The sequence below is a fragment of the Formosa sp. L2A11 genome, assembly GCF_009796865.1.
Classification (GTDB): domain Bacteria; phylum Bacteroidota; class Bacteroidia; order Flavobacteriales; family Flavobacteriaceae; genus Formosa.
This window is the reverse complement of sequence record NZ_CP047028.1, coordinates 224,039-246,296: the sequence shown is the minus strand read 5'-3', so window position 1 is coordinate 246,296 and position 22,258 is coordinate 224,039. Positions and strand designations below refer to the sequence as shown.

The 22,258-nt window shown below is 33.5% G+C and carries 20 protein-coding genes and 6 tRNA genes; 23 read left to right on the top strand and 3 right to left on the bottom strand.

From position 1 onward, the window contains the following. Window positions 1–11: 11 nt before the first annotated feature. From rpsU to GQR95_RS00995, 18 genes are all read left to right on the top strand, one after another. Window positions 12–206: a 30S ribosomal protein S21 gene (rpsU, locus tag GQR95_RS01080; protein WP_159021405.1), complete on the top strand. Its 195-nt coding sequence runs from the start codon at window positions 12–14 to the stop codon at window positions 204–206. Between the two features lie 116 nt (window positions 207–322). Beyond that, window positions 323–1,213, top strand: a complete 891-nt coding sequence (locus GQR95_RS01075; protein ID WP_159021404.1) for a tyrosine-type recombinase/integrase — start codon at window positions 323–325, stop codon at window positions 1,211–1,213. A 39-nt stretch (window positions 1,214–1,252) separates the two neighbouring features. Further along, window positions 1,253–1,555 carry a ribosome hibernation-promoting factor, HPF/YfiA family gene (hpf, locus tag GQR95_RS01070; RefSeq protein WP_159021403.1) on the top strand — a complete coding sequence of 101 codons (303 nt, stop codon included), beginning with the start codon at window positions 1,253–1,255 and terminating at the stop codon, window positions 1,553–1,555. 104 nt (window positions 1,556–1,659) lie between these two features. Next, a tRNA-Thr gene (locus GQR95_RS01065) sits at window positions 1,660–1,733 on the top strand. Window positions 1,734–1,766: 33 nt separating this feature from the next. Next, window positions 1,767–1,848: transfer RNA gene (locus GQR95_RS01060), tRNA-Tyr, on the top strand. A gap of 67 nt (window positions 1,849–1,915) precedes the next feature. Then, window positions 1,916–1,988, top strand: a tRNA-Gly gene (locus GQR95_RS01055). A gap of 9 nt (window positions 1,989–1,997) precedes the next feature. Further along, window positions 1,998–2,069: transfer RNA gene (locus GQR95_RS01050), tRNA-Thr, on the top strand. Between the two features lie 62 nt (window positions 2,070–2,131). Continuing rightward, window positions 2,132–3,316: an elongation factor Tu gene (tuf, locus tag GQR95_RS01045; protein ID WP_159021402.1), complete on the top strand. Its 1,185-nt coding sequence runs from the start codon at window positions 2,132–2,134 to the stop codon at window positions 3,314–3,316. A gap of 64 nt (window positions 3,317–3,380) precedes the next feature. Further along, window positions 3,381–3,453, top strand: a tRNA-Trp gene (locus tag GQR95_RS01040). Between the two features lie 21 nt (window positions 3,454–3,474). After that, entirely contained in the window at window positions 3,475–3,669 is a 195-nt protein-coding gene (secE, locus tag GQR95_RS01035) for a preprotein translocase subunit SecE (RefSeq protein ID WP_159021401.1), read from the top strand. A 13-nt stretch (window positions 3,670–3,682) separates the two neighbouring features. Beyond that, a complete protein-coding gene (gene nusG, locus GQR95_RS01030) occupies window positions 3,683–4,237 on the top strand; it encodes a transcription termination/antitermination protein NusG (protein ID WP_159021400.1) in 555 nt (184 codons plus the stop codon). Window positions 4,238–4,310: 73 nt separating this feature from the next. Beyond that, window positions 4,311–4,748, top strand: a complete 438-nt coding sequence (gene rplK / locus GQR95_RS01025; protein ID WP_159021399.1) for a 50S ribosomal protein L11 — start codon at window positions 4,311–4,313, stop codon at window positions 4,746–4,748. Between the two features lie 20 nt (window positions 4,749–4,768). Continuing rightward, window positions 4,769–5,458 (top strand): 50S ribosomal protein L1, encoded by a 690-nt coding sequence (gene rplA, locus GQR95_RS01020; RefSeq protein ID WP_159021398.1) that lies wholly within the window; start codon window positions 4,769–4,771, stop codon window positions 5,456–5,458. A 19-nt stretch (window positions 5,459–5,477) separates the two neighbouring features. Next, entirely contained in the window at window positions 5,478–5,999 is a 522-nt protein-coding gene (rplJ, locus tag GQR95_RS01015) for a 50S ribosomal protein L10 (protein WP_159021397.1), read from the top strand. Window positions 6,000–6,062: 63 nt separating this feature from the next. Then, window positions 6,063–6,434, top strand: a complete 372-nt coding sequence (gene rplL / locus GQR95_RS01010) for a 50S ribosomal protein L7/L12 (RefSeq protein ID WP_159021396.1) — start codon at window positions 6,063–6,065, stop codon at window positions 6,432–6,434. Window positions 6,435–6,557: 123 nt separating this feature from the next. After that, entirely contained in the window at window positions 6,558–10,370 is a 3,813-nt protein-coding gene (gene rpoB, locus GQR95_RS01005) for a DNA-directed RNA polymerase subunit beta (RefSeq protein ID WP_159024197.1), read from the top strand. 71 nt (window positions 10,371–10,441) lie between these two features. Continuing rightward, entirely contained in the window at window positions 10,442–14,746 is a 4,305-nt protein-coding gene (rpoC, locus tag GQR95_RS01000) for a DNA-directed RNA polymerase subunit beta' (RefSeq protein ID WP_159021395.1), read from the top strand. A gap of 119 nt (window positions 14,747–14,865) precedes the next feature. After that, window positions 14,866–15,183 carry a DUF3467 domain-containing protein gene (locus tag GQR95_RS00995; protein ID WP_159021394.1) on the top strand — a complete coding sequence of 106 codons (318 nt, stop codon included), beginning with the start codon at window positions 14,866–14,868 and terminating at the stop codon, window positions 15,181–15,183. Window positions 15,184–15,223: 40 nt separating this feature from the next. Here the strand turns inward: GQR95_RS00995 and GQR95_RS00990 are convergent, their stop codons facing one another. Together GQR95_RS00990 and GQR95_RS00985 are read right to left on the bottom strand one after the other, a co-directional pair. Then, window positions 15,224–16,843 carry an aryl-sulfate sulfotransferase gene (locus tag GQR95_RS00990; protein ID WP_159021393.1) on the bottom strand — a complete coding sequence of 540 codons (1,620 nt, stop codon included), beginning with the start codon at window positions 16,841–16,843 and terminating at the stop codon, window positions 15,224–15,226. A gap of 123 nt (window positions 16,844–16,966) precedes the next feature. Next, on the bottom strand, window positions 16,967–18,556 hold the full coding sequence (locus GQR95_RS00985; RefSeq protein ID WP_159021392.1) for a peptide chain release factor 3: 1,590 nt from the start codon (window positions 18,554–18,556) through the stop codon (window positions 16,967–16,969). 126 nt (window positions 18,557–18,682) lie between these two features. On the opposite strand from GQR95_RS00985, the gene idi reads away from it, so the two are divergent. Genes idi through GQR95_RS00970 form a run of 3 tightly spaced genes read left to right on the top strand, consistent with a single transcriptional unit; the run spans window position 18,683 to window position 20,598 of the window. Then, window positions 18,683–19,204, top strand: coding sequence for an isopentenyl-diphosphate Delta-isomerase (gene idi, locus GQR95_RS00980; RefSeq protein ID WP_159021391.1), 522 nt, complete (start codon window positions 18,683–18,685; stop codon window positions 19,202–19,204). 4 nt (window positions 19,205–19,208) lie between these two features. After that, window positions 19,209–19,619 carry a 6-carboxytetrahydropterin synthase gene (locus GQR95_RS00975; RefSeq protein WP_159021390.1) on the top strand — a complete coding sequence of 137 codons (411 nt, stop codon included), beginning with the start codon at window positions 19,209–19,211 and terminating at the stop codon, window positions 19,617–19,619. Window positions 19,620–19,626: 7 nt separating this feature from the next. Continuing rightward, entirely contained in the window at window positions 19,627–20,598 is a 972-nt protein-coding gene (locus tag GQR95_RS00970; RefSeq protein ID WP_159021389.1) for a type I phosphomannose isomerase catalytic subunit, read from the top strand. Between the two features lie 38 nt (window positions 20,599–20,636). Here the strand turns inward: GQR95_RS00970 and GQR95_RS00965 are convergent, their stop codons facing one another. Continuing rightward, window positions 20,637–21,011 (bottom strand): hypothetical protein, encoded by a 375-nt coding sequence (locus GQR95_RS00965; protein ID WP_159021388.1) that lies wholly within the window; start codon window positions 21,009–21,011, stop codon window positions 20,637–20,639. A gap of 454 nt (window positions 21,012–21,465) precedes the next feature. Here GQR95_RS00965 and GQR95_RS00960 point away from each other — a divergent pair, with 454 nt between their 5' ends. Next, window positions 21,466–21,735: a hypothetical protein gene (locus tag GQR95_RS00960; protein ID WP_159021387.1), complete on the top strand. Its 270-nt coding sequence runs from the start codon at window positions 21,466–21,468 to the stop codon at window positions 21,733–21,735. Window positions 21,736–21,796: 61 nt separating this feature from the next. Then, window positions 21,797–21,870 (top strand) — tRNA-Thr (locus GQR95_RS00955). Window positions 21,871–22,258 lie beyond the last annotated feature (388 nt).

The following is a 22,258-nucleotide window of genomic DNA, read 5'->3' as shown; positions in this document are numbered from 1 at the left end:
GGTTAAGGACTATGTTAATAATACCAATTAAAGAAGGAGAAAATATAGATAGAGCGCTAAAGCGTTACAAACGTAAGTTTGATAAGACAGGTACTAGACGTCAGTTACAAGCGCGTAAGCAGTTTGTTAAACCCTCTGTAGAGAATAGAGTACTAAATCAAAAAGCACAATACGTACAAGGATTAAGAGATCTAGAACAAGCTTAATCTTTATATCTAATTAATACATTAAAATCCTGCATTAGCAGGATTTTTTTTGCACTTTATTTAACAACTTCTCGATCTAAACTTACTATATTAGCAATAATACAGAAGCTAATTATATGACTTTTTCTTCCTTTTTAGATTATTTACTGTTAGAGAAAAATTACTCTGCTTTAACGGTTAATGCATACCAGAAAGATTTGCATGATTTTCAGGAATTTATAATTTCAGAATATAAGCAGGAAACAATTCATGATGTAAATTATCCGCAAATAAGACGTTGGATTGTTAGCTTGGTAGAGGGCGGTTTGTCTAACAGAAGTGTAAATAGAAAAATTTCAGCATTAAATACATATTATAAATTTTTAATGAAGGTTGGAGATCTAGATCTAAATCCATTAGCCAAACACAGAGCATTAAAGGTTAAGAAGAATATTCAGATTCCGTTTTCAGAAAAAGAAGTGAAATCTGTGTTAGATCATTTTCCACACGAAAATGATTTTGAAGGTTTACGAGACCGGTTAATTATCGAATTATTCTATTCTACAGGGATTCGGCGTATAGAACTTGTGCAATTACAGTTAGAAGACTTTAATCTTACAGGTGAAACCTTAAAGGTGCTGGGTAAGCGTAATAAAGAGCGTTTAGTGCCTTTATTGCCGTCAGTAATAATAGTTATTCAGGAGTATCTAAAAGTGCGAGATACGTTAGATAACATCACAGATAAAAGTTATATGTTTTTAACCCAAAAAGGAGTTAAAATTTATGAAACACTTGTTTACAGAATAATAAATAACTATTTTAGTTTAGCATCTTCAAAAGTAAAAAAGAGCCCGCATATATTAAGGCATTCATTTGCAACTCATTTACTCAATCAAGGTGCAGATTTGAATGCTGTTAAAGAACTTCTAGGGCATTCTAGTCTGGCGTCGACACAAGTTTACACGCATAATAGTATAGCAGAATTAAAGAAAGTGTATTTAAATACACATCCAAGAAATAAGAAATAGTACGCAAGGACCTATTGTTTAATATTAAAAGTAATAAATATGAAAGTAAACATTCAATCAGTTAATTTTAACGCAGACCAATCATTGATAGACTTTGTTCAAAAGCGTATGGATAAATTAGATCAGTTTTATGATAAGGTAATAAGTTCCGATGTTTATTTAAAAGTTGAGAACACCAGCGATAAGGAAAACAAAATTTTTGAAGCTCGAGTTAATGTTCCTGGGGATAGCTTTGTTGTTAAAAAACAATGTAAGTCTTTTGAAGAAGGTGCAGATTCGGCCGCTTCTTCCTTAGAAAGACAGCTAAAAAAGCGTAAAGAAAAATTAAAATCACATTTATAATAAAATTAATTGCAAAAATGTTTTGATTAAAAGAATAAATATATACATTTGCAGTCCGTTAGAAATAGCGGACTTTTTTTGTGATTAAAAAAAAGGTTTAAAAAGCCGATGTAGCTCAGCTGGCTAGAGCAGCTGATTTGTAATCAGCAGGTCGTGGGTTCGAGTCCCTCCATCGGCTCAAGTTCTTTTAAAGAGTGAAAAATTTATAATTGGGGAGATACTCAAGCGGCCAACGAGGGCAGACTGTAAATCTGCTGACTACGTCTTCGCAGGTTCGAATCCTGCTCTCCCCACATTATTTTTATAATAGTAAAATATTATAAAAGTGATTATAATTATAAATACAGGAATTAAAATAATGCGAGAGTAGCTCAGTTGGTAGAGCGTCAGCCTTCCAAGCTGAATGTCGCCGGTTCGAACCCGGTCTCTCGCTCAATTTTAAGCCGGTGTAGCTCAGGGGTAGAGCGTTTCCTTGGTAAGGAAGAGGTCACGGGTTCAATTCCCGTCATTGGCTCAAGAAAGACATAAAATAGAATACACTAATATTATTATATAACTAAGATTAAATTTTAAAACATGGCAAAGGCAACTTTTGATCGTTCCAAACCACACTTAAATATAGGTACAATTGGACACGTAGATCACGGTAAAACAACTTTAACTGCTGCTATTACTACTGTACTAGCTGCTGCAGGACTTTCAGAAGTAAAGAACTTCGATCAGATTGATAACGCTCCAGAAGAAAAAGAAAGAGGTATTACAATTAATACATCTCACGTTGAGTATTCTACAGCTAATCGTCATTACGCTCACGTTGACTGTCCTGGTCACGCGGATTACGTAAAGAACATGGTTACTGGTGCTGCCCAAATGGACGGTGCTATTTTAGTAGTTGCGGCTACTGATGGACCAATGCCACAAACTAGAGAGCATATCTTATTAGGAAAACAAGTTGGTATTCCAAGTATTGTTGTTTTCATGAACAAGGTAGATTTAGTTGATGATGAAGAATTATTAGAATTAGTTGAGATGGAAGTAAGAGACTTACTTTCTTTCTATGACTATGATGGTGATAACGGACCTGTAATTGCTGGATCTGCTTTAGGTGGATTAAACGGTGATGCAAAATGGTCTGAGAAGATTATGGAATTAATGGATGCTTGTGATACTTGGATCAAAGAACCAGTAAGAGAAGTAGATAAGCCTTTCTTAATGCCTATCGAAGATGTATTCTCTATTACAGGTCGTGGTACAGTAGCAACTGGACGTATCGAAACTGGAGTAGCAAATACTGGAGATTCTGTAGATATTATTGGTATGGGAGCTGAGAAATTAACTTCTACTATTACTGGTATTGAAATGTTCCGTCAAATCCTTGATAGAGGTGAAGCTGGAGATAATGCAGGTATCTTATTAAGAGGTATTGCTAAAGAAGATATTAAAAGAGGTATGGTAATCTGTAAGCCAGGTTCTGTAACTCCTCACGCTAACTTCAAAGCAGAAGTTTACGTTTTGAAAAAAGAAGAAGGTGGACGTCATACTCCATTCCATAACAACTACCGTCCTCAGTTTTACGTACGTACAACTGATGTAACAGGAACTATTACTTTACCAGAAGGTGTTGAGATGGTTATGCCTGGAGATAACTTAACTATTACAGTTGAATTACACCAAGCAATTGCAATGAATGTAGGTTTACGTTTTGCAATCCGTGAAGGAGGTAGAACTGTAGGTGCAGGACAAGTAACTGAAATTTTATAATAAATTTAAGTTTAATACTATAAAAAGTCAAGGTATTTCAAATTAGAAACACCTTGACTTTTATACGGGCGTAGCTCAGTTGGTAGAGCACTGGTCTCCAAAACCAGGTGTCGGGAGTTCGAGTCTCTCCGCCCGTGCTAATAAAGTTTTGAAAAATAATGGCTGGATTTGTAAATTACATAAAGGAATCGTTCGGAGAGTTAAAGCATGATGTGTCTTGGCCAACTATGGCAGAAGCTCAAAGCTTAACTATTTTGGTAGCTGTATTTTCTACAGTGTTCTCTATAGCTATATGGGGAGTAGATACAGTATTCAGCAAAGTTATCTCGTACTATTTTCATTTAATCAACTAAAAAAAATATTTTTATGTCTGAAGTAAGTGCTAAAAAATGGTATGTTGTTAGAGCTGTAAGTGGTCAAGAAAATAAGATTAAAGCTTATATCGAGAGTGAAATCTCCCGTTTAGGTATGCAAGATTATGTAGACCAAGTACTAGTTCCTATGGAAAAAGTAATGCAAATCCGTAATGGAAAGAAAGTAGCTAAGGAAAAAGTTTTTTTTCCTGGTTACATTATGGTTCAAGCTAATTTAACAGGAGAAGTACCTCACATTATTAGATCAGTAACTAACGTTATTGGTTTTTTAGGTGAAACAAAAGGAGGAGATCCTGTACCGTTAAGACAATCTGAAGTAAACAGAATGTTAGGTAAAGTTGATGAATTAACTGTAGATACAGAAACTACTGTAGCAATACCTTACAATATTGGTGAAACAGTAAAAGTTATAGACGGACCATTCAATGGATTTGATGGTACGATTGAAAAAATTAACGAAGAAAAGCGTAAACTTGAAGTAATGGTTAAGATTTTTGGAAGAAAAACACCATTAGAATTAAGTTATATGCAAGTTGAAAAAGTATAATATTGTTACAAGTATACCCGATGTGTCATACCGCTTCCAACAGTAGAAGCACATCAAAATTAAATTATTAAAAATGGCAAAAGAATTAGGTAAAGTAGTTAAGTTACAAGTTCGGGGAGGTGCAGCGAATCCGTCGCCACCGGTTGGACCCGCTTTAGGAGCCGCAGGTGTAAATATCATGGAGTTCTGTAAGCAATTCAATGCTAGAACCCAAGATAAACAAGGTAAAGTATTACCGGTTGTGATCTCTGTTTACAAAGACAAATCATTTGATTTTGTAATCAAGACACCTCCAGCAGCAGTCCAATTATTGGAAGCAGCTAAGTTGAAAAAGGGGTCTGGTGAGCCAAACCGTAAAAAAGTAGCTAAAGTTTCTTGGGATCAAATTAAACTTATTGCAGAAGATAAAATGCAAGATTTAAATGCATTTGAAATCGGATCAGCAATGAGAATGATCGCAGGTACCGCAAGGTCTATGGGAATTACCGTAACCGGAAACGCGCCAAATTAATCTAGAAAAAGACATTTAAAATGGCAAGATTAGGAAAAAAGCAAAAAGAAGCTTTAGCAAAAATAGAAAAAGGTAAACTTTATTCTGTTACTGAAGCATCAGCATTAGTAAAAGACATAACAAATGCAAAATTTGATGCATCTGTAGACTTAGCAGTTCGTTTAGGAGTAGATCCTAGAAAAGCTAACCAAATGGTAAGAGGAGTAGTATCTCTTCCTCATGGTACAGGTAAAGATGTAAAAGTTTTAGTATTAGTAACTCCAGACAAAGAAGCAGAAGCTAAAGAAGCTGGAGCAGATTACGTAGGTTTAGATGAATTTCTTGACAAAATCAAGAGTGGATGGACAGACGTAGATGTAATTATCACTATGCCAAGTGTAATGGGTAAATTAGGACCATTAGGACGTATATTAGGACCTAGAGGATTAATGCCTAACCCAAAAACTGGTACAGTAACTATGGATGTTGCAAAAGCAGTAACTGAAGTGAAAGCTGGTAAAATTGACTTTAAAGTTGATAAAACTGGAATCGTTCACGCAGCTATTGGTAAAGCATCTTTTAGTGCAGAACAAATTGCTGGTAACGCAAACGAATTATTACAAACATTAATGAAATTAAAGCCAACTTCGTCTAAGGGAACTTACGTAAAAAGCATATTTATGTCTTCTACAATGAGCCCAAGTATTGCTGTTGAGCCTAAAATTGGTTAATTAGTTAAAAACTTTTATTATGACAAGAGAAGAAAAATCACAAGTAATTGAAGAACTAACTGCACAATTAGCCGATAACGCAAATATCTATTTAGCAGATATTTCAGGTTTAAACGCAGTAACTACGTCAGACTTACGTCGTGCTTGTTTTAAAGCTAACATTAAATTAGCTATAGTAAAAAATACATTACTTGCAAAAGCAATGGAAGCTTCAGATAGAGAATTTGGAGATTTACCAACTGTTTTAAAAGGTAACACTTCAGTAATGTATTCTGAAACTGGAAACGCTCCAGCTAAAGTAATTAAAGCTTTCAGAAAAAAATCTGAAAAACCTTTATTAAAAGGTGCTTTTATTGAAGAAGCTGTTTATATTGGTGACAACCAATTAGATGCCTTAGTAGATATCAAATCTCGTGAAGAGTTACTTGGAGATATCATTGGATTATTACAATCGCCTGCTAAGAACGTTATATCTGCACTTAAATCAAGTGGAGGAAAACTTGCTGGCATCTTAAAAACATTATCTGAGAAAGAAGGATAATCTTAAATAGTACGCATTATTACACACACATATTATATTAAAATTTTATTAAAACGATAGAAAATGGCAGATTTAAAAGATTTCGCAGAACAATTAGTTAACTTAACTGTAAAAGAAGTTAACGAATTAGCAATTATATTAAAAGATGAGTACGGTATTGAGCCTGCTGCTGCTGCTGCAGTTGCTGTTGCTGGACCTGCTGCAGGTGAAGCTGCTGAAGAAAAAACTGAATTTGATGTTATTCTTAAAGCTGCAGGTGGTTCTAAATTAGCTGTTGTAAAGTTAGTTAAAGAATTAACTGGATTAGGTTTAAAAGAAGCTAAAGGTTTAGTTGATGATGCACCAAGCCCAATTAAAGAAGCAATCTCTAAAGATGAAGCAGAAGCTTTAAAAGCACAATTAGAGGAAGCAGGAGCTGAGGTTGAGCTTAAGTAAGCTTACTTACCAAAGAACATAAAGGTTTAGGTCTGGAGTAGTACTTCAAGACCTAAACCATTTTGCGTATATATAACTTACATGCGCACACACTATTATTTTTAATCAAAATTTCGTCCATTGATGTTAGTAACACAAGCTGAAAGATTAAATTTCTCGTCTATTGTTAATAGAACAGAGTATCCAGACTTCTTGGATATTCAGATAAAATCCTTCCAGGATTTTTTCCAACTAGAGACCAAATCTGAAGAAAGAGGTAATGAAGGTTTATATAACACCTTCATGGAGAATTTTCCAATAACAGACACGCGTAATCAATTCGTACTAGAATTTTTAGATTACTTTGTTGATCCACCAAGATATTCTTTAGAAGAATGTATTGAGAGAGGGCTTACTTATAGCGTTCCTCTTAAAGCAAGGTTAAAGCTGTACTGTACAGATCCAGAACATGAGGATTTCGAAACTATTGTTCAAGATGTGTATTTAGGTACTATACCTTATATGACACCTAGTGGTACATTCTGTATTAACGGTGCAGAACGTGTTGTTGTTTCTCAATTACACCGTTCTCCTGGAGTATTCTTTGGTCAATCATTCCATGCAAATGGAACGAAGTTGTATTCAGCTAGAGTTATACCATTTAAAGGTTCTTGGATTGAATTTGCTACAGACATTAACAGTGTTATGTATGCTTATATAGACCGTAAGAAAAAATTACCTGTAACTACTTTATTTAGAGCTATTGGTTTTGAACGTGATAAAGATATTCTTGAAATCTTCGATCTTGCTGAAGAAATTAAAGTGTCTAAATCTGGTTTAAAAAAATACCAAGGACGTAAATTAGCTGCACGTGTACTAAACACTTGGCACGAAGATTTTGTAGATGAAGATACTGGAGAAGTAGTTTCTATTGAGCGTAATGAAATTGTATTAGATCGAGATACTGTTTTAGATAAAGATAATATTGAAGAAATTCTTGAAGCTAATGTAAAGACTGTCCTTTTACATAAAGAAAGTGCTGAACAAGGAGATTACGCTATTATTCATAATACGCTTCAAAAAGATCCAACAAACTCTGAAAAAGAAGCTGTAGAGCACATCTACCGTCAATTACGTAATGCTGAGCCGCCAGATGAGGAAACTGCAAGAGGAATTATTGATAAATTATTCTTCTCAGACCAACGTTACTCTTTAGGTGAAGTAGGGCGTTACAGAATGAACAAGAAATTACAGTTAGATATCGGTATGGATAAGCAAGTGCTTACCAAAGAAGATATTATAACTATTATAAAATATTTAATTGAGCTTATCAATTCTAAAGCAGAGATTGATGATATTGACCACTTATCTAACCGTCGTGTTCGTACAGTTGGTGAACAATTATCTTCTCAATTTGGTGTTGGTTTAGCACGTATGGCACGTACTATTCGTGAACGTATGAATGTACGTGACAACGAAGTATTTACTCCAATAGATTTAATTAATGCGAAGACATTATCTTCAGTAATTAATTCATTCTTTGGAACAAACCAATTATCTCAATTTATGGATCAAACGAATCCTCTTGCAGAGATTACGCACAAGCGTCGTCTTTCAGCATTAGGACCAGGTGGTTTATCAAGAGAAAGAGCTGGTTTCGAAGTACGTGATGTTCACTATACTCACTATGGTCGTCTTTGTCCGATTGAAACTCCTGAAGGACCAAATATTGGTTTAATTTCTTCACTTTCTGTATTCGCAAAAGTGAATTCAATGGGATTCATCGAAACACCATATAGACCCGTAACAAATGGTGTTGTAGACATTATTAACCCTCCAGTATATTTAAGTGCTGAAGAGGAAGAAGAAAAATTAATTGCACAGGCAACTGTACAAATTGATGAAAATGCTAAAATTATTCATGATAAGGTAATTGCCCGAATGGAAGGTGATTTCCCTGTAATTGAACCAACAGCACTTCATTATACAGATGTTGCACCAAACCAAATTTCGTCAATCTCGGCTTCATTAATTCCGTTCTTAGAACATGATGATGCCAACCGTGCATTGATGGGATCTAACATGATGCGTCAAGCAGTACCATTATTAAGAGTAGATGCACCAATTGTAGGTACAGGATTAGAACGCCAAGTGGCTAAAGATTCTCGTGTACTTATTAATGCAGAAGGCTCTGGTGTTGTAGAATATGTAGATGCTAACGAAATTACTATCCGTTACGATAGAACAGAAGATGAAGCTTCTGTAAGTTTCGATGCTGAAACAAAAACATATCCTTTAGTTAAGTTTAGAAAAACCAACCAAGGTACATCTATTAACCTTAAACCAATAGTTCGTAAAGGCGATGTTATTGAAAAAGGTCAGGTACTTTGTCAAGGTTATGCAACTGAAAATGGAGAATTAGCTTTAGGTAGAAATATGAAAGTAGCCTTTATGCCTTGGAAAGGGTATAACTTTGAGGATGCGATTGTGATTTCAGAAAAAGTTGTACGTGAAGATATCTTTACATCTATACATATTGATGAGTATTCTTTAGAAGTTCGTGATACAAAATTAGGTAACGAAGAGTTAACTAATGATATCCCTAACGTTTCTGAAGAAGCTACTAAAGACTTAGATGAAAACGGTATGATCCGTATTGGAGCAGAAGTTAAACCTGGTGATATTCTTATTGGAAAAATTACTCCAAAAGGTGAATCAGACCCAACTCCAGAAGAAAAATTATTACGTGCTATTTTTGGTGATAAAGCAGGAGATGTAAAAGATGCATCTTTAAAAGCTTCTCCATCATTAAATGGTGTTGTAATTGAGAAAAAATTATTTGCTCGTGCGGTTAAAGATAAACGTAAAAGAGCTAAAGATAAAGAAGATATTTCGCAATTAGAAGCGATTTATTATGCTAAGTTCGAAGAACTTAAAGCCATATTAATCGATAAGTTATTTGCTTTAGTAGGTGGTAGAACAGCTCAAGGTATTTTTAACGATTTAGGTGAAGAAGTATTACCAAAAGGTAAGAAATATACACTTAAAATGTTAAACTCTGTTGAGGACTATACTCACTTAACATCTGGTGTATGGACAACAGACGACCATATTAATAAATTAGTTGCAGATTTAATTCACAACTATAAGATTAAAGAAAACGACTTACAAGGTTCTTTAAGACGTGAGAAGTTTACTATTTCTGTAGGAGATGAATTACCAGCAGGTATTATTAAATTGGCTAAAGTTTACATCGCTAAAAAACGTAAACTAAAAGTAGGGGATAAAATGGCAGGACGTCACGGTAACAAAGGTATTGTTGCACGTATCGTTCGTCAAGAAGATATGCCTTTCTTGGAAGACGGAACACCTGTAGATATTGTATTGAATCCACTTGGGGTACCTTCTCGTATGAACATTGGTCAGATTTATGAAACTGTTCTTGGTTGGGCAGGTCAGAAATTAGGTCAGAAGTATGCAACACCAATTTTTGATGGTGCTACTATTGATCAGATTACTGAATTAACAAATAAAGCTGGAGTTCCTGAATTTGGACATACGTATTTATATGATGGTGGAACAGGTCAACGATTTGACCAGAAAGCAACCGTTGGAGTTATTTATATGATTAAGTTAGGTCATATGATTGACGATAAAATGCACGCACGTTCTATCGGACCATACTCTTTAATTACACAACAACCATTAGGTGGTAAAGCACAATTTGGTGGTCAGCGTTTTGGAGAGATGGAAGTATGGGCACTTGAAGCATATGGTGCATCTGCAACCCTAAGAGAAATATTGACAGTGAAATCTGATGATGTAATTGGTAGAGCTAAAACTTACGAAGCAATCGTAAAAGGAGAGCAAATGCCAGAACCTGGATTACCAGAATCTTTCAACGTACTTATGCACGAATTGAAAGGTTTAGGACTAGACATTAGATTAGAGGAATAATATATTGACCATCAGGTTTGTTTTAAACCTGATGGTCTAAGTTTACAAATAATTCGATATCACCATATATTATGGCAAGAAAACAAGATAAGAATACAGTAAAGAGGTTTAATAAAATCTCAATTGGGTTAGCATCTCCTGAGTCTATTTTAGCTGAGTCTAAAGGGGAAGTGTTAAAGCCAGAAACTATCAATTATCGAACTCATAAACCAGAACGAGATGGTTTATTTTGTGAGCGTATTTTTGGTCCTGTAAAGGATTACGAATGTGCTTGTGGAAAATATAAGCGTATCCGCTACAAAGGTATTGTATGTGACCGTTGTGGTGTTGAAGTAACAGAGAAAAAAGTACGTCGTGATAGAGTAGGACACATTAATCTTGTTGTTCCTGTTGCTCACATTTGGTATTTCCGTTCTTTACCTAACAAAATAGGATATTTATTAGGATTACCTTCTAAGAAATTAGATATGATTATTTACTACGAACGTTATGTAGTAATTCAAGCAGGTAATGCTAAAAATGAAGAAGGAGAACCATTACAAAAAATGGATTTCTTAACTGAAGAAGAATATCTAAATGTTTTAGAAACACTTCCTCAGGATAACCAATATTTAGAAGATACAGACCCAAATAAATTCTTAGCGAAGATGGGTGCTGAATGTTTAATTGACCTTTTAGCTCGTATAGATTTAGATGAATTATCTTATCAATTACGTCATAAAGCGAATACAGAAACTTCTAAACAACGTAAAACTGAAGCGTTAAAACGTTTACAAGTTGTAGAAGCATTACGTGAATCTAACTTGAATAGAGAGAATCGTCCAGAATGGATGATTATGAAAGTTATACCTGTAATTCCACCAGAATTACGTCCGTTAGTGCCTTTAGATGGTGGTCGTTTTGCTACTTCAGATTTAAATGATTTATACCGTCGTGTAATTATTCGTAACAACCGTTTAAAACGTCTTGTTGAGATTAAAGCACCAGAAGTTATCTTACGTAACGAAAAACGTATGCTACAGGAATCTGTAGATTCGTTATTCGATAACACTAGAAAAGCTTCAGCAGTAAAAACAGATTCTAACAGACCTTTAAAATCTTTATCAGATTCATTAAAAGGTAAGCAAGGTCGTTTCCGTCAAAACTTATTAGGGAAACGTGTAGATTATTCAGCACGTTCTGTAATTGTTGTTGGACCAGAAATGAGATTGTTTGAATGTGGATTGCCAAAAGGAATGGCAGCAGAGCTTTACAAACCTTTTATTATTAGAAAATTAATAGAAAGAGGAATTGTAAAAACTGTAAAATCTGCAAAGAAAATTATAGACAAAAAAGAGCCAGTAGTTTGGGATATCTTGGAAAACGTTCTTAAAGGACATCCAATATTACTAAACCGTGCTCCTACATTACACAGACTTGGTATACAAGCATTCCAACCAAAATTAATTGAAGGTAAAGCGATACAATTACACCCATTAGTGTGTACTGCATTTAATGCCGATTTTGATGGTGACCAGATGGCTGTGCATTTACCTTTAGGACCAGAAGCTATTCTTGAAGCGCAAATGTTAATGTTAGCGTCTCATAACATATTAAACCCAGCAAACGGTTCTCCAGTAACTGTACCTTCTCAGGATATGGTACTTGGTCTTTATTATATGACTAAGCCTCGTAAATCGACTCCAGAAGTACATATCAAAGGTGAAGGGTTAACATTTTATTCTCCAGAAGAAGTAGAAATTGCTTTCAACGAGAAAAGTGTAGACTTAAATGCTAGTATTAAAGTAAGAACTTACGATTTTAACGCAGAAGGAGAAATTGTATTACAAATTATAGAAACTACTGTAGGTCGTGTTTTATTTAACAATAATGTACCTCATGCAGCTGGATATATTAACCAAGTGTTAACTAAAAAATCGTTAAGAGATATTATTGGTAATATCTTAAGATTAACTTCTGTTCCTGAAACAGCAGATTTCCTTGACGCGATTAAAACATTAGGTTATAAATTTGCATTCCAAGGTGGATTATCTTTTAGTTTAGGAGATATTATTATCCCACCAGAAAAACAAAGTATGATTGATAAAGCTAATGGCTTAGTCGATGGTATTATGGGTAACTATAACATGGGACTTATAACAAACAACGAACGTTATAACCAAGTTATTGATATCTGGACGTCTACCAATGCTGAATTGACTGAATTGTCAATGAAACGTATTCGTGAAGACCAACAAGGATTTAACTCAGTGTACATGATGCTTGATTCTGGAGCCCGTGGATCTAAAGAACAGATTCGTCAGCTTACAGGTATGCGTGGATTGATGGCTAAACCTAAAAAATCGAATGCAGGTGGTGGAGAAATTATTGAAAACCCGATTCTTTCTAACTTTAAGGAAGGACTTTCAATTTTAGAATACTTTATCTCTACTCACGGTGCGCGTAAAGGTCTTGCCGATACCGCTCTTAAAACTGCCGATGCAGGGTATTTAACTCGTCGTTTGGTAGATGTATCTCAAGATGTTATTATTAACAGTGAAGATTGTGGTACTTTAAGAGGTGTAGAAGTTACAGCATTAAAGAAAAATGATGAAGTTGTGGAATCATTAGGAGAACGCGTAATTGGACGTGTATCTTTACATGATGTTTTCGACCCATTAACAGAAGAATTATTAGTTTCTGAAGGACAATTAATTGATGATGCAATTGCAGATAAAATTAACCAATCTCCTTTAGATGCTGTAGAAGTTCGTTCTGCATTAACTTGTGAAGCTAAAAAAGGTATTTGTGCTAAATGTTACGGTCGTAACCTATCTACCAATAAAATGGTTCAATTAGGTGAAGCTGTTGGTGTTGTTGCTGCTCAATCTATTGGGGAACCAGGAACACAGTTAACATTACGTACATTCCACGTAGGTGGTATTGCAGGTAACATTTCTGAAGACAATAAACTTATTGTTAAGTTTGATGGAGTTGCAGAAATTGAAGAACTTAAAACGGTTAAAGGTGTAGATGGAGAAGGTAAAGCAATTGATATTGTAATATCTCGTACTTCTGAACTTAAACTTATTGATAAGAAAACTGGAATCACTTTAAGTACAAACAATATTCCTTACGGTTCTACTGTCTATGTAGGTAACGGAGCTGAACTTAAAAAAGGAGATGTAGTTTGTCAATGGGATCCATATAACGGTGTAATTATTTCAGAATTTGCTGGTAAAGTACGTTACGAAAACATCGAACAAGGTATTACTTATCAAGTAGAGATTGATGAACAAACAGGATTCCAAGAAAAAGTAATTTCTGAATCTAGAAATAAAAAATTAATTCCAACACTTCATGTAGATGATGCTAAAGGGAACCCTATACGTTCTTACAACTTACCAGTTGGAGCTCACTTAATGATAGATGATGGTGAAAAGATTGGAGTTGGTAAAATTTTAGTAAAAATTCCTCGTAAATCTGCAAAAGCAGGGGATATTACAGGAGGTCTACCTCGAGTTACCGAATTATTCGAAGCACGTAACCCTTCTAACCCAGCAGTTGTTAGTGCTATTGATGGTGTTGTTACTTTTGGTAAAATTAAGCGTGGTAATCGTGAAATTATTGTAGAATCTAAATTAGGAGATATTAAGAAATACCTAGTTAAATTATCTAATCAGATCTTAGTACAAGAGAATGATTTCGTAAAAGCGGGTATGCCTCTTTCTGATGGTTCTATTACACCAAACGATATCTTAAATATTAAAGGCCCTTCAGCTGTACAACAATACTTAGTGAACGAAGTTCAAGAAGTATACCGTTTACAAGGGGTGAAAATTAACGATAAGCACTTCGAAGTTGTTGTAAGACAAATGATGCGTAAAGTTAGAATTATTGATTCTGGTGATACAATCTTCTTAGAAGATCAATTGGCTCATAAAGCTGACTTTATTGAAGAAAATGATAAAATTTTCGGATTAAAAATAGTTGAAAGTGCTGGTGAATCTACTAACTTAAAAGAAGGTCAATTAATTACACCTTTTACTTTAAGAGATGAAAATTCATTCTTACGTCGTGAAGATAAAGAACTTGTAACTGCAAGAGATGCACAGCCAGCAACGGCTACGCCAATCTTACAAGGTATTACAAGAGCGTCACTTCAAACAAAATCGTTTATCTCTGCCGCATCGTTCCAGGAAACTACTAAAGTTCTTAACGAAGCAGCCGTAGCAGGTAAAATTGATTACTTAGAAGGTCTTAAAGAAAATGTAATTGTAGGACACAAAATTCCAGCTGGTACTGGTATGCGTAAATACGATCATATTATCGTAGGATCTAAAGAAGAGTTTGACGAAATGATGCAAGCTAAAAAACAAGAAGTTAATTTTAATTAATATAAATAATCCCGTGTAAGCGGGACTGTTTTTCCCCAACGCAGGTTGGGTTTTCTTAAAAATTTTTAAATCCTGCCCAATGTAATTGAGCAGGATTTTTTATATAAAAAATAATAGATATGGCAGACGAAAAGGATCCTAGTAAACAGGGACAAATAAATATAGAATTAGACGAGAAAATTGCAGAAGGGATATATTCTAACTTGGCGATTATTAATCATTCCGTTTCAGAATTTGTAGTAGATTTTGTTAGCATTATGCCAGGGACTCCTAAGAGTAAAGTAAAATCTAGAATTATACTAACACCACAACACGCTAAACGTTTATTAAAAGCTCTTGCTGATAACGTAAACAGATTTGAAAATGCTCACGGTGAAATTAAAGATTACGAGCAACCTCCAATACCATTAAATTTTGGTCCAACAGGTGAAGCTTAAAAAAATAAAAAATCCCATTGAATATTTCAATGGGATTTTTTTATTTAAAAAGTACTTTTTCTATTTGCCGTGCCCCATTGTTTTCAATAGAAATAAAATGAATACCAGTAGATGTATTATCTAATCTGAGCTCATTTCCGTTAAAGTTTTCTGTATTGTATAGTAATTGCCCTAAAGCATTATATATACTAATTTGGACATTAGTTAAGACCTTATAAAATTGAATGGTATTGTTTTCTATAGGGTTTGTAAATGCGATTTTATTAACGGTCTCTTCTTCATAAATAGACAATGTATTACAAGCATCAGAAAGGGTATTAATATTTTCTAGTGTATTACCAGGAGTGAGATCTCGCTCTGTAAAAGCAGCATAGTTTTTAGGATATTTTTCGCCTCTAAAAATACTATTTGCTAGAAACATTTCTATGTCTGTTATGTATTGATCATAAACTGTAGTACCTACTGGATTTCTATAAACCCAAGCAATCTCGCCATTTTGTGTGATTTCGGTAAGTCGTCCTGCTGTAGTTTCACATAATAAGAGATTCCCATTTTCTAAAGCTTGAACACCACCTTTTTTAATTTCATAAACAGTTTCTCCAAGTATTTCTCCCTGCCAGGACCAAAAGTAATCTGTTGGTAAAAAGGCATCATCTTCTAAAATGTAATTGTTATCTTCATCTAAATAGGGCGATATAATATGTATAGAACTAAAAGCGTTCGTTCCATCTGTATTATTGTTATTAAACACCGTTATTTTATGTTCGTTTGTATAATTTTCAGGAATCCATTTTGCATCATGTTGGCCATTTAATTTCTGGTCGTTTGCAGTACCTTGTCTATACACTTGTGGATTTCCCCATCGCCATAAAAAATCACCGCCTTTGTTTTGGTTTCCTCCGCTATGGCTTGCTGCTTCACTAGTCGTTGTGCTATGATCTATAATGAATATTTCACTAAGTGTTCTTGAAGAAAATAGAATTTGATCTAATAACGGGTTATAATCAATACTATTTAGATGTAACCAGTCAGAGTGATCTACGCTAGAATCTGTATAATTAAAGTCGGCTAGTTGCGGATTAGCATCAACAACTCCAAAGTTTTGTATTGTAGTGTTGTAGTCCTGGATTAAATGATCTATAAACTGCCATTCCCAGACAATGTTTATGTTATTAGTTCCTACAGGTTCAATTTCAATAATCCGTTCAGAGGTTAATGGACCGTTTAAGAGAGCAGGATCTTTTCCTAAAGCCAGTTGGTCTGCCTCCGAAACAGATTTGTTTACTAAACATAATATATTCCCATTTGGCAATGGTTCAATATCATGATGTTGATATATCCCTTTATTAACCGCTAAATTATAATTCCAGATCAAATTATTATCCCAATCTCGGATTTCAATGACATCGATGCCTGCTCTTAATAAATTCCCGTTTTCCAGTAAGTAACAGGTGTATTTAGGATTATCACTAAATGTCCATGTGTTTATGCTATGACCGCAATTGTCTACTAAATACACTGAATTACTTTGTTCTGGTGTAAAGAGGGTATAGCCATCGTAGGCTTGATCTGTATTACTTAGTAGTCCAATAGTGTTCTGGCTGAAGGAGAATTTGAAAAATAGCAGTATTAATAATAGAATGGTGTAATTTCTTTTCATTCTTTTTATTTCAAAAATAGAATTATATAGCGGAATGAAGATGGTTTTATAAGTTTTAACAAAATTTACAAATTAAAAAGCCCTTTGATATTTCAAAGGGCTTTTTTATATGCTAAGTTGTGTTTAATTGAATTCTGAAACCGAATGGAATTTAATATTCGGATATTTTTGTTCCGTCATTTGTAAAGAGAACTGAGAATCTGCTAAGAATACCAATTGGTTTCTTTTATCCTTAGCTAAGAAACGTTGTTTTACACGTAAGAATTCTTTGAATTCATCACTTTTCTTATCTGCAGGTTCTACCCAACACGCTTTAAAAACATTTAAGTTTTCATACGTACATTTTGCACCATATTCGTGTTCTAAACGGTACTGAATAACTTCGTATTGTAATGCTCCAACAGTACCTATTACTTTTCTTCCGTTAAGTTCTAGTGTAAATAATTGGGCAACACCTTCATCCATTAATTGATCTATACCTTTATTTAGTTGTTTAGATTTTAAAGGATCTGCGTTATTTATATATCTAAAGTGTTCTGGAGAGAAACTAGGTACACCTTTATAATTTATAATTTCGCCTTCTGTAAATGTATCTCCAATTTTAAAACTTCCGGTGTCTTGTAAACCTACAATATCTCCAGGATACGAAATATCTACAATCTCTTTCTTTTCAGCAAAGAATGCATTTGGACTAGAAAATTTTACTTTTTTATTACTTCTTACATGTAAGTAAGGCGCATTACGTTTAAATTCTCCAGAAACTATTTTAACAAAAGCTAAACGGTTTCTATGGTTAGGATCCATGTTGGCATGAATTTTAAATACAAACCCACTAAATTTATTCTCATCTGGTTGTACTAAACGTTCTTCACTTTGTTTTGCTCTTGGTTTTGGTGCAATGTCTACGAAACAATCTAATAATTCGCGAACACCAAAATTATTTAAGGCAGAACCAAAAAAGACAGGTTGTATTTGTCCGTCTAAGTATGCTGCTTTATCAAATTTAGGGTATATACCATCTACCAATTCAATTTCTTCTCTTAGTGTAGTTGCTGCTTTTTCTCCAATAATTTTATCTAGTTCGGGAGACGCTAAATCAGATATTTCTATAGTTTCTTCAATATCTTTTCTACTATCTCCGCTAAAAAGATTTACGTTCTTTTCCCAAATGTTGTAAATCCCCTTAAAGTCGTAACCCATTCCTATAGGAAAACTTAATGGCACGACCTTTAAACCTAATTTTTGTTCAACTTCATCTAACAAATCGAAAGCATCTTTACCTTCACGGTCCATTTTGTTTATAAAAACAATCATAGGAATGTTTCTCATACGGCAAACTTCAACTAATTTCTCAGTTTGTTCCTCGACCCCTTTTGCAACATCAATTACAACAATTACACTATCTACAGCAGTAAGTGTTCTAAAGGTATCTTCAGCAAAATCCTTGTGTCCTGGTGTATCAAGAATATTAATTTTTATGCCATTGTATTCAAAAGCTAATACAGAAGTTGCTACAGAAATTCCACGCTGACGTTCAATTTCCATAAAGTCACTCGTAGCTCCTTTTTTAATTTTATTACTTTTTACGGCTCCAGCTTCTTGAATTGCTCCACCAAAAAGAAGTAATTTTTCTGTTAATGTCGTTTTTCCGGCATCGGGATGCGATATAATTCCGAAGGTACGACGTCTGTTTATTTCACTTTTAAAACTCATAATAATTCTTGAAAATAGGTCGCAAAGATACTATTATTAGTAAGAAATGTAATAAATGATGCCGTGCCTTTTCATTTTTATCTTCACATTAACGTATTTTATAATTTTACTTGGTACTTTTACATTATGACAGAAGAACACGTAATATTAGTTAACGAAAAAGATGAACAAATAGGGCTTATGCCTAAATTAGAAGCACACGAAAAAGGTGTATTACATAGAGCCTTTTCTGTTTTTGTTTTTAATAATGATAATGAATTAATGTTGCAACAACGTGCCTTAGATAAATATCATACACCTGGATTATGGACCAACACCTGTTGTAGTCACCAACGTGAAGGAGAATCTAATGTTGAAGCAGGAAGAAGACGTTTACAAGAAGAAATGGGATTTGTTACAGCAATAGAAGAATCGACTTCTTTTGTCTATAAATCGCCTTTTGAAAACGGATTAACAGAACACGAATACGATCATATTTTAATTGGATATTTTAGCGGAGAGCCCGATATAAACCCTGAAGAAGTTGCAGATTGGAAATGGATGTCTTTAGATGCAGTAAAAGCAGATATTAAATTACATCCAGAACTTTATACGTCTTGGTTTAAAATTATTTTTGATAAGTTTTATGATTATATAAATATCTCGTAATACAATGATAGCAAAAGTTAGTAGACAAGGGTATTTTAATGCAGCCCACAGGTTATACAGAAAAGATTGGACCGATGAAAAAAATCAGTTAATTTTTGGTAGATGTAACAATGCAAATTACCACGGGCATAACTACGATGTTATTGTAAGTGTCTCTGGAGAAATCGATAAAGAAACTGGTTTTGTGATTGATTTAAAGATCTTGAAACAGCTTATAAAAGATGAAATAGAAGAGGCTTTTGACCATAAAAACCTTAACTTAGATGTACCAGAATTTAAGGATCTTAATCCTACTGCAGAGAACATTGCAGTTGTAATTTACAATAAATTACATCCTAAATTAGAGCCACATCTACAGTTGGAAATTACTCTTTACGAAACACCGAGAAACTTTGTAAGTTACTCAGGTAAATAAATATATTATGGACAATTTAGTTTACCCAATTAAATTCTCACCGATTTTAAAAGAAAAAATTTGGGGCGGTGAAAAATTAAAATCTTTATTAAATAAGAAAAGTGATTCCACAGATGTTGGAGAAAGTTGGGAAATTAGCGATGTAGAAGGTGAGCCTTCAATAGTTGCTAATGGAGCATTAAAAGGAAAATCTTTAAAAAGCCTTTTAGAAACTTATAAGCAAGATCTTATAGGTGTTCAGAACTATAGAATTTTTAAAAATAAATTTCCTTTACTAATTAAATTTATTGATGCTAAAGAAGATTTATCTATTCAATTGCATCCAAATGATGAATTGGCAGCAAAACGTCATAATTCTTTCGGAAAAACAGAAATGTGGTATGTGATGCAAGCCGATGAAAATTCTAAATTAATTATTGGTTTTAAAGATAAAGTCAATCCAGGTAACTATTTAGAACATTTAGAAAGCAAAACACTTCCCGAAATTTTAAATACTGAACGCGTTAAATCAGGAGATACTTTTTTTATAGAAGTTGGTCGTGTACATGCCATTGGAGCAGGAGTGATGCTTGCAGAAATACAGCAAACAAGCGATATTACCTATCGTGTTTACGATTGGAAACGTGTAGATGCAGAAGGAAATGAAAGAGAATTGCATACAGAATTAGCTTTAGATGCCATAGATTTTGATATGGAAGATAACTTTAAAGTGTCTTACGAAAAGACTAAGAATGAGTCTAACGAAATGGTTAGTTGTCCTTATTTTACAACTCAATTTCTAGAGGTTACAGAAACGATATCTAAAAGTAATATTCATGATTCGTTTTTAATATATATGTGTGTTGAAGGGGAAGCAGCAATTACAGCAAATGGAATTTCAGAAACCTTAAAAACAGGAGAAACCGTTTTACTTCCTGCAGCTACAGAAGACTACCAAATTACAGCAAAACAAGCTAAGCTTTTAGAAGTTTATGTATAAAATAAAAAAATCCCGGGTGTAACACTCGGGAATTTTATTTAACAAGCTGTTTTTGTTTCTTTCAAGTATTCCTTATCTAAAGAAAAGCCAAATAGCGCACTACAAATCGTTTCATGATGATTATTGCTTTCTGGTTTAGGTTTGGTTACAATGACGTTAACTAAATAATTATTATCTGTTTTTTTTATCAATTGTGCTTGAATTATTAGTTCATCATTCACAAATGCATTTTTATGCATTTTAAATTTAAAATCCTCAAGATCAGGGACATCTTGTAAATAAAATTCTTTAATCGGGTAAGTTGCAACAATTTTAACTTTGCTATAAAGATTATGCGGTAATAAAAAACCGTTTGCGTTACTTACATTTTTTGTTACAGTAAAAGGTACGTTGGTGTTTATATGTGTGTTCATAATTGGTTGTATTTAAGGATATATTAAAGTGGGACTCAAGTAATAGTTGTTATACGTGTGGAACATGACGTTAATACGATTGCACCAACTAATAAACTTCTGGGAATTTCCTTTAATTGCTTTTAAGTTTTTCATGATTTTAAAATTTATATTAGTAATTGATTAAAAATAAAAAAGGTGCCTTTAAAAAAGCACCTTTATTGATTATCGTTATATTATATAATAGTTAACTCAGTTCAAGATGCACGGGATGCTTATGTTTAAGCATAAAAATGACAATCGACTTCCACTGTAGTGAAATACGATTACACGTTCTGTTAATATGCATTTTGTTTATATTCATGTTATAAAAATAGGAATTATATTTCAATCAAACAATAATTAAAATGTATTTATAACAAATTATATTTAGGATTAACGTAATTTTGTGCTCAAATAAATACAATATTATATTATGGCAAATGTTAGAGATCTTAAAAAGGACATTAATTTCGTTTTAGGAGATATTATTGAAGCTGTTTATGTTTGGCAATATACCAACACAGACAAAGATACTAAGCAAAGTGAAGCAATTATAGATGAAGCAATCGTTACTTTTGATGAATTAATTACAAAAATTAATGATAAGACAGCTGAAAACAAAAAAGCTCATTTTAAGGCAATTAACCAAGAATTAGAAACTAAAGGTCTTGCGTTAATTGATAAAATTAATAATTTAAGCTAAATTTTTTTGAAAAAGATTTGCAGATATGAGAAAAGTCCTTATATTTGCACTCGATTTTCAGGCCGATGTAGCTCAGCTGGCTAGAGCAGCTGATTTGTAATCAGCAGGTCGTGGGTTCGAGTCCCTCCATCGGCTCTTTAAAAGTTCAATGTTTTACACATTGAACTTTTTTTTTGCTCTAATATTTTTTCATCCCTTTTTCTTCATTTAAAAATATCTTTAAAACCATTTTATATCATTCAAAATTTAATACATGGATATTGATGGTTTGTGCAATGTGCTTTTAATACAAGCTTCAGTTTAGACTATTAAAAAAAGTATAATTAGAATATTCAAGATTTATTTATAACAAATAGGAGTATATTATTTGTAAACCTAGTATTAAGGCTATTTTAGCTCTTTATTATTGCAATATCTGGCGGATTTGAGAAACAAGATACATCTAAACCTTAAAGAGCCGTTAAAGTGCTTAAAATTGATTCTTTTACTAAAAAAAAGCTAAGTAAACTAGCTGCTGTAGAAA

What these genes read in the sequence shown, in the direction of transcription:
- nusG (WP_159021400.1), top strand. Translation starts at nt 3,683, where the DNA reads ATGTCTGAAGTAAGTGCTAAAAAATGGTATGTTGTTAGAGCTGTAAGT.
- GQR95_RS00975 (WP_159021390.1), top strand. Translation starts at nt 19,209, where the DNA reads ATGATAGCAAAAGTTAGTAGACAAGGGTATTTTAATGCAGCCCACAGG.
- rplK (WP_159021399.1), top strand. Translation starts at nt 4,311, where the DNA reads ATGGCAAAAGAATTAGGTAAAGTAGTTAAGTTACAAGTTCGGGGAGGT.
- idi (WP_159021391.1), top strand. Translation starts at nt 18,683, where the DNA reads ATGACAGAAGAACACGTAATATTAGTTAACGAAAAAGATGAACAAATA.
- rplA (WP_159021398.1), top strand. Translation starts at nt 4,769, where the DNA reads ATGGCAAGATTAGGAAAAAAGCAAAAAGAAGCTTTAGCAAAAATAGAA.
- tuf (WP_159021402.1), top strand. Translation starts at nt 2,132, where the DNA reads ATGGCAAAGGCAACTTTTGATCGTTCCAAACCACACTTAAATATAGGT.
- rpsU (WP_159021405.1), top strand. Translation starts at nt 12, where the DNA reads ATGTTAATAATACCAATTAAAGAAGGAGAAAATATAGATAGAGCGCTA.
- secE (WP_159021401.1), top strand. Translation starts at nt 3,475, where the DNA reads ATGGCTGGATTTGTAAATTACATAAAGGAATCGTTCGGAGAGTTAAAG.
- GQR95_RS00970 (WP_159021389.1), top strand. Translation starts at nt 19,627, where the DNA reads ATGGACAATTTAGTTTACCCAATTAAATTCTCACCGATTTTAAAAGAA.
- hpf (WP_159021403.1), top strand. Translation starts at nt 1,253, where the DNA reads ATGAAAGTAAACATTCAATCAGTTAATTTTAACGCAGACCAATCATTG.
- GQR95_RS00990 (WP_159021393.1), bottom strand. Translation starts at nt 16,843, where the DNA reads ATGAAAAGAAATTACACCATTCTATTATTAATACTGCTATTTTTCAAA.
- rplJ (WP_159021397.1), top strand. Translation starts at nt 5,478, where the DNA reads ATGACAAGAGAAGAAAAATCACAAGTAATTGAAGAACTAACTGCACAA.
- GQR95_RS00965 (WP_159021388.1), bottom strand. Translation starts at nt 21,011, where the DNA reads ATGAACACACATATAAACACCAACGTACCTTTTACTGTAACAAAAAAT.
- GQR95_RS00985 (WP_159021392.1), bottom strand. Translation starts at nt 18,556, where the DNA reads ATGAGTTTTAAAAGTGAAATAAACAGACGTCGTACCTTCGGAATTATA.
- rplL (WP_159021396.1), top strand. Translation starts at nt 6,063, where the DNA reads ATGGCAGATTTAAAAGATTTCGCAGAACAATTAGTTAACTTAACTGTA.
- rpoB (WP_159024197.1), top strand. Translation starts at nt 6,558, where the DNA reads ATGTTAGTAACACAAGCTGAAAGATTAAATTTCTCGTCTATTGTTAAT.
- GQR95_RS00995 (WP_159021394.1), top strand. Translation starts at nt 14,866, where the DNA reads ATGGCAGACGAAAAGGATCCTAGTAAACAGGGACAAATAAATATAGAA.
- rpoC (WP_159021395.1), top strand. Translation starts at nt 10,442, where the DNA reads ATGGCAAGAAAACAAGATAAGAATACAGTAAAGAGGTTTAATAAAATC.
- GQR95_RS01075 (WP_159021404.1), top strand. Translation starts at nt 323, where the DNA reads ATGACTTTTTCTTCCTTTTTAGATTATTTACTGTTAGAGAAAAATTAC.
- GQR95_RS00960 (WP_159021387.1), top strand. Translation starts at nt 21,466, where the DNA reads ATGGCAAATGTTAGAGATCTTAAAAAGGACATTAATTTCGTTTTAGGA.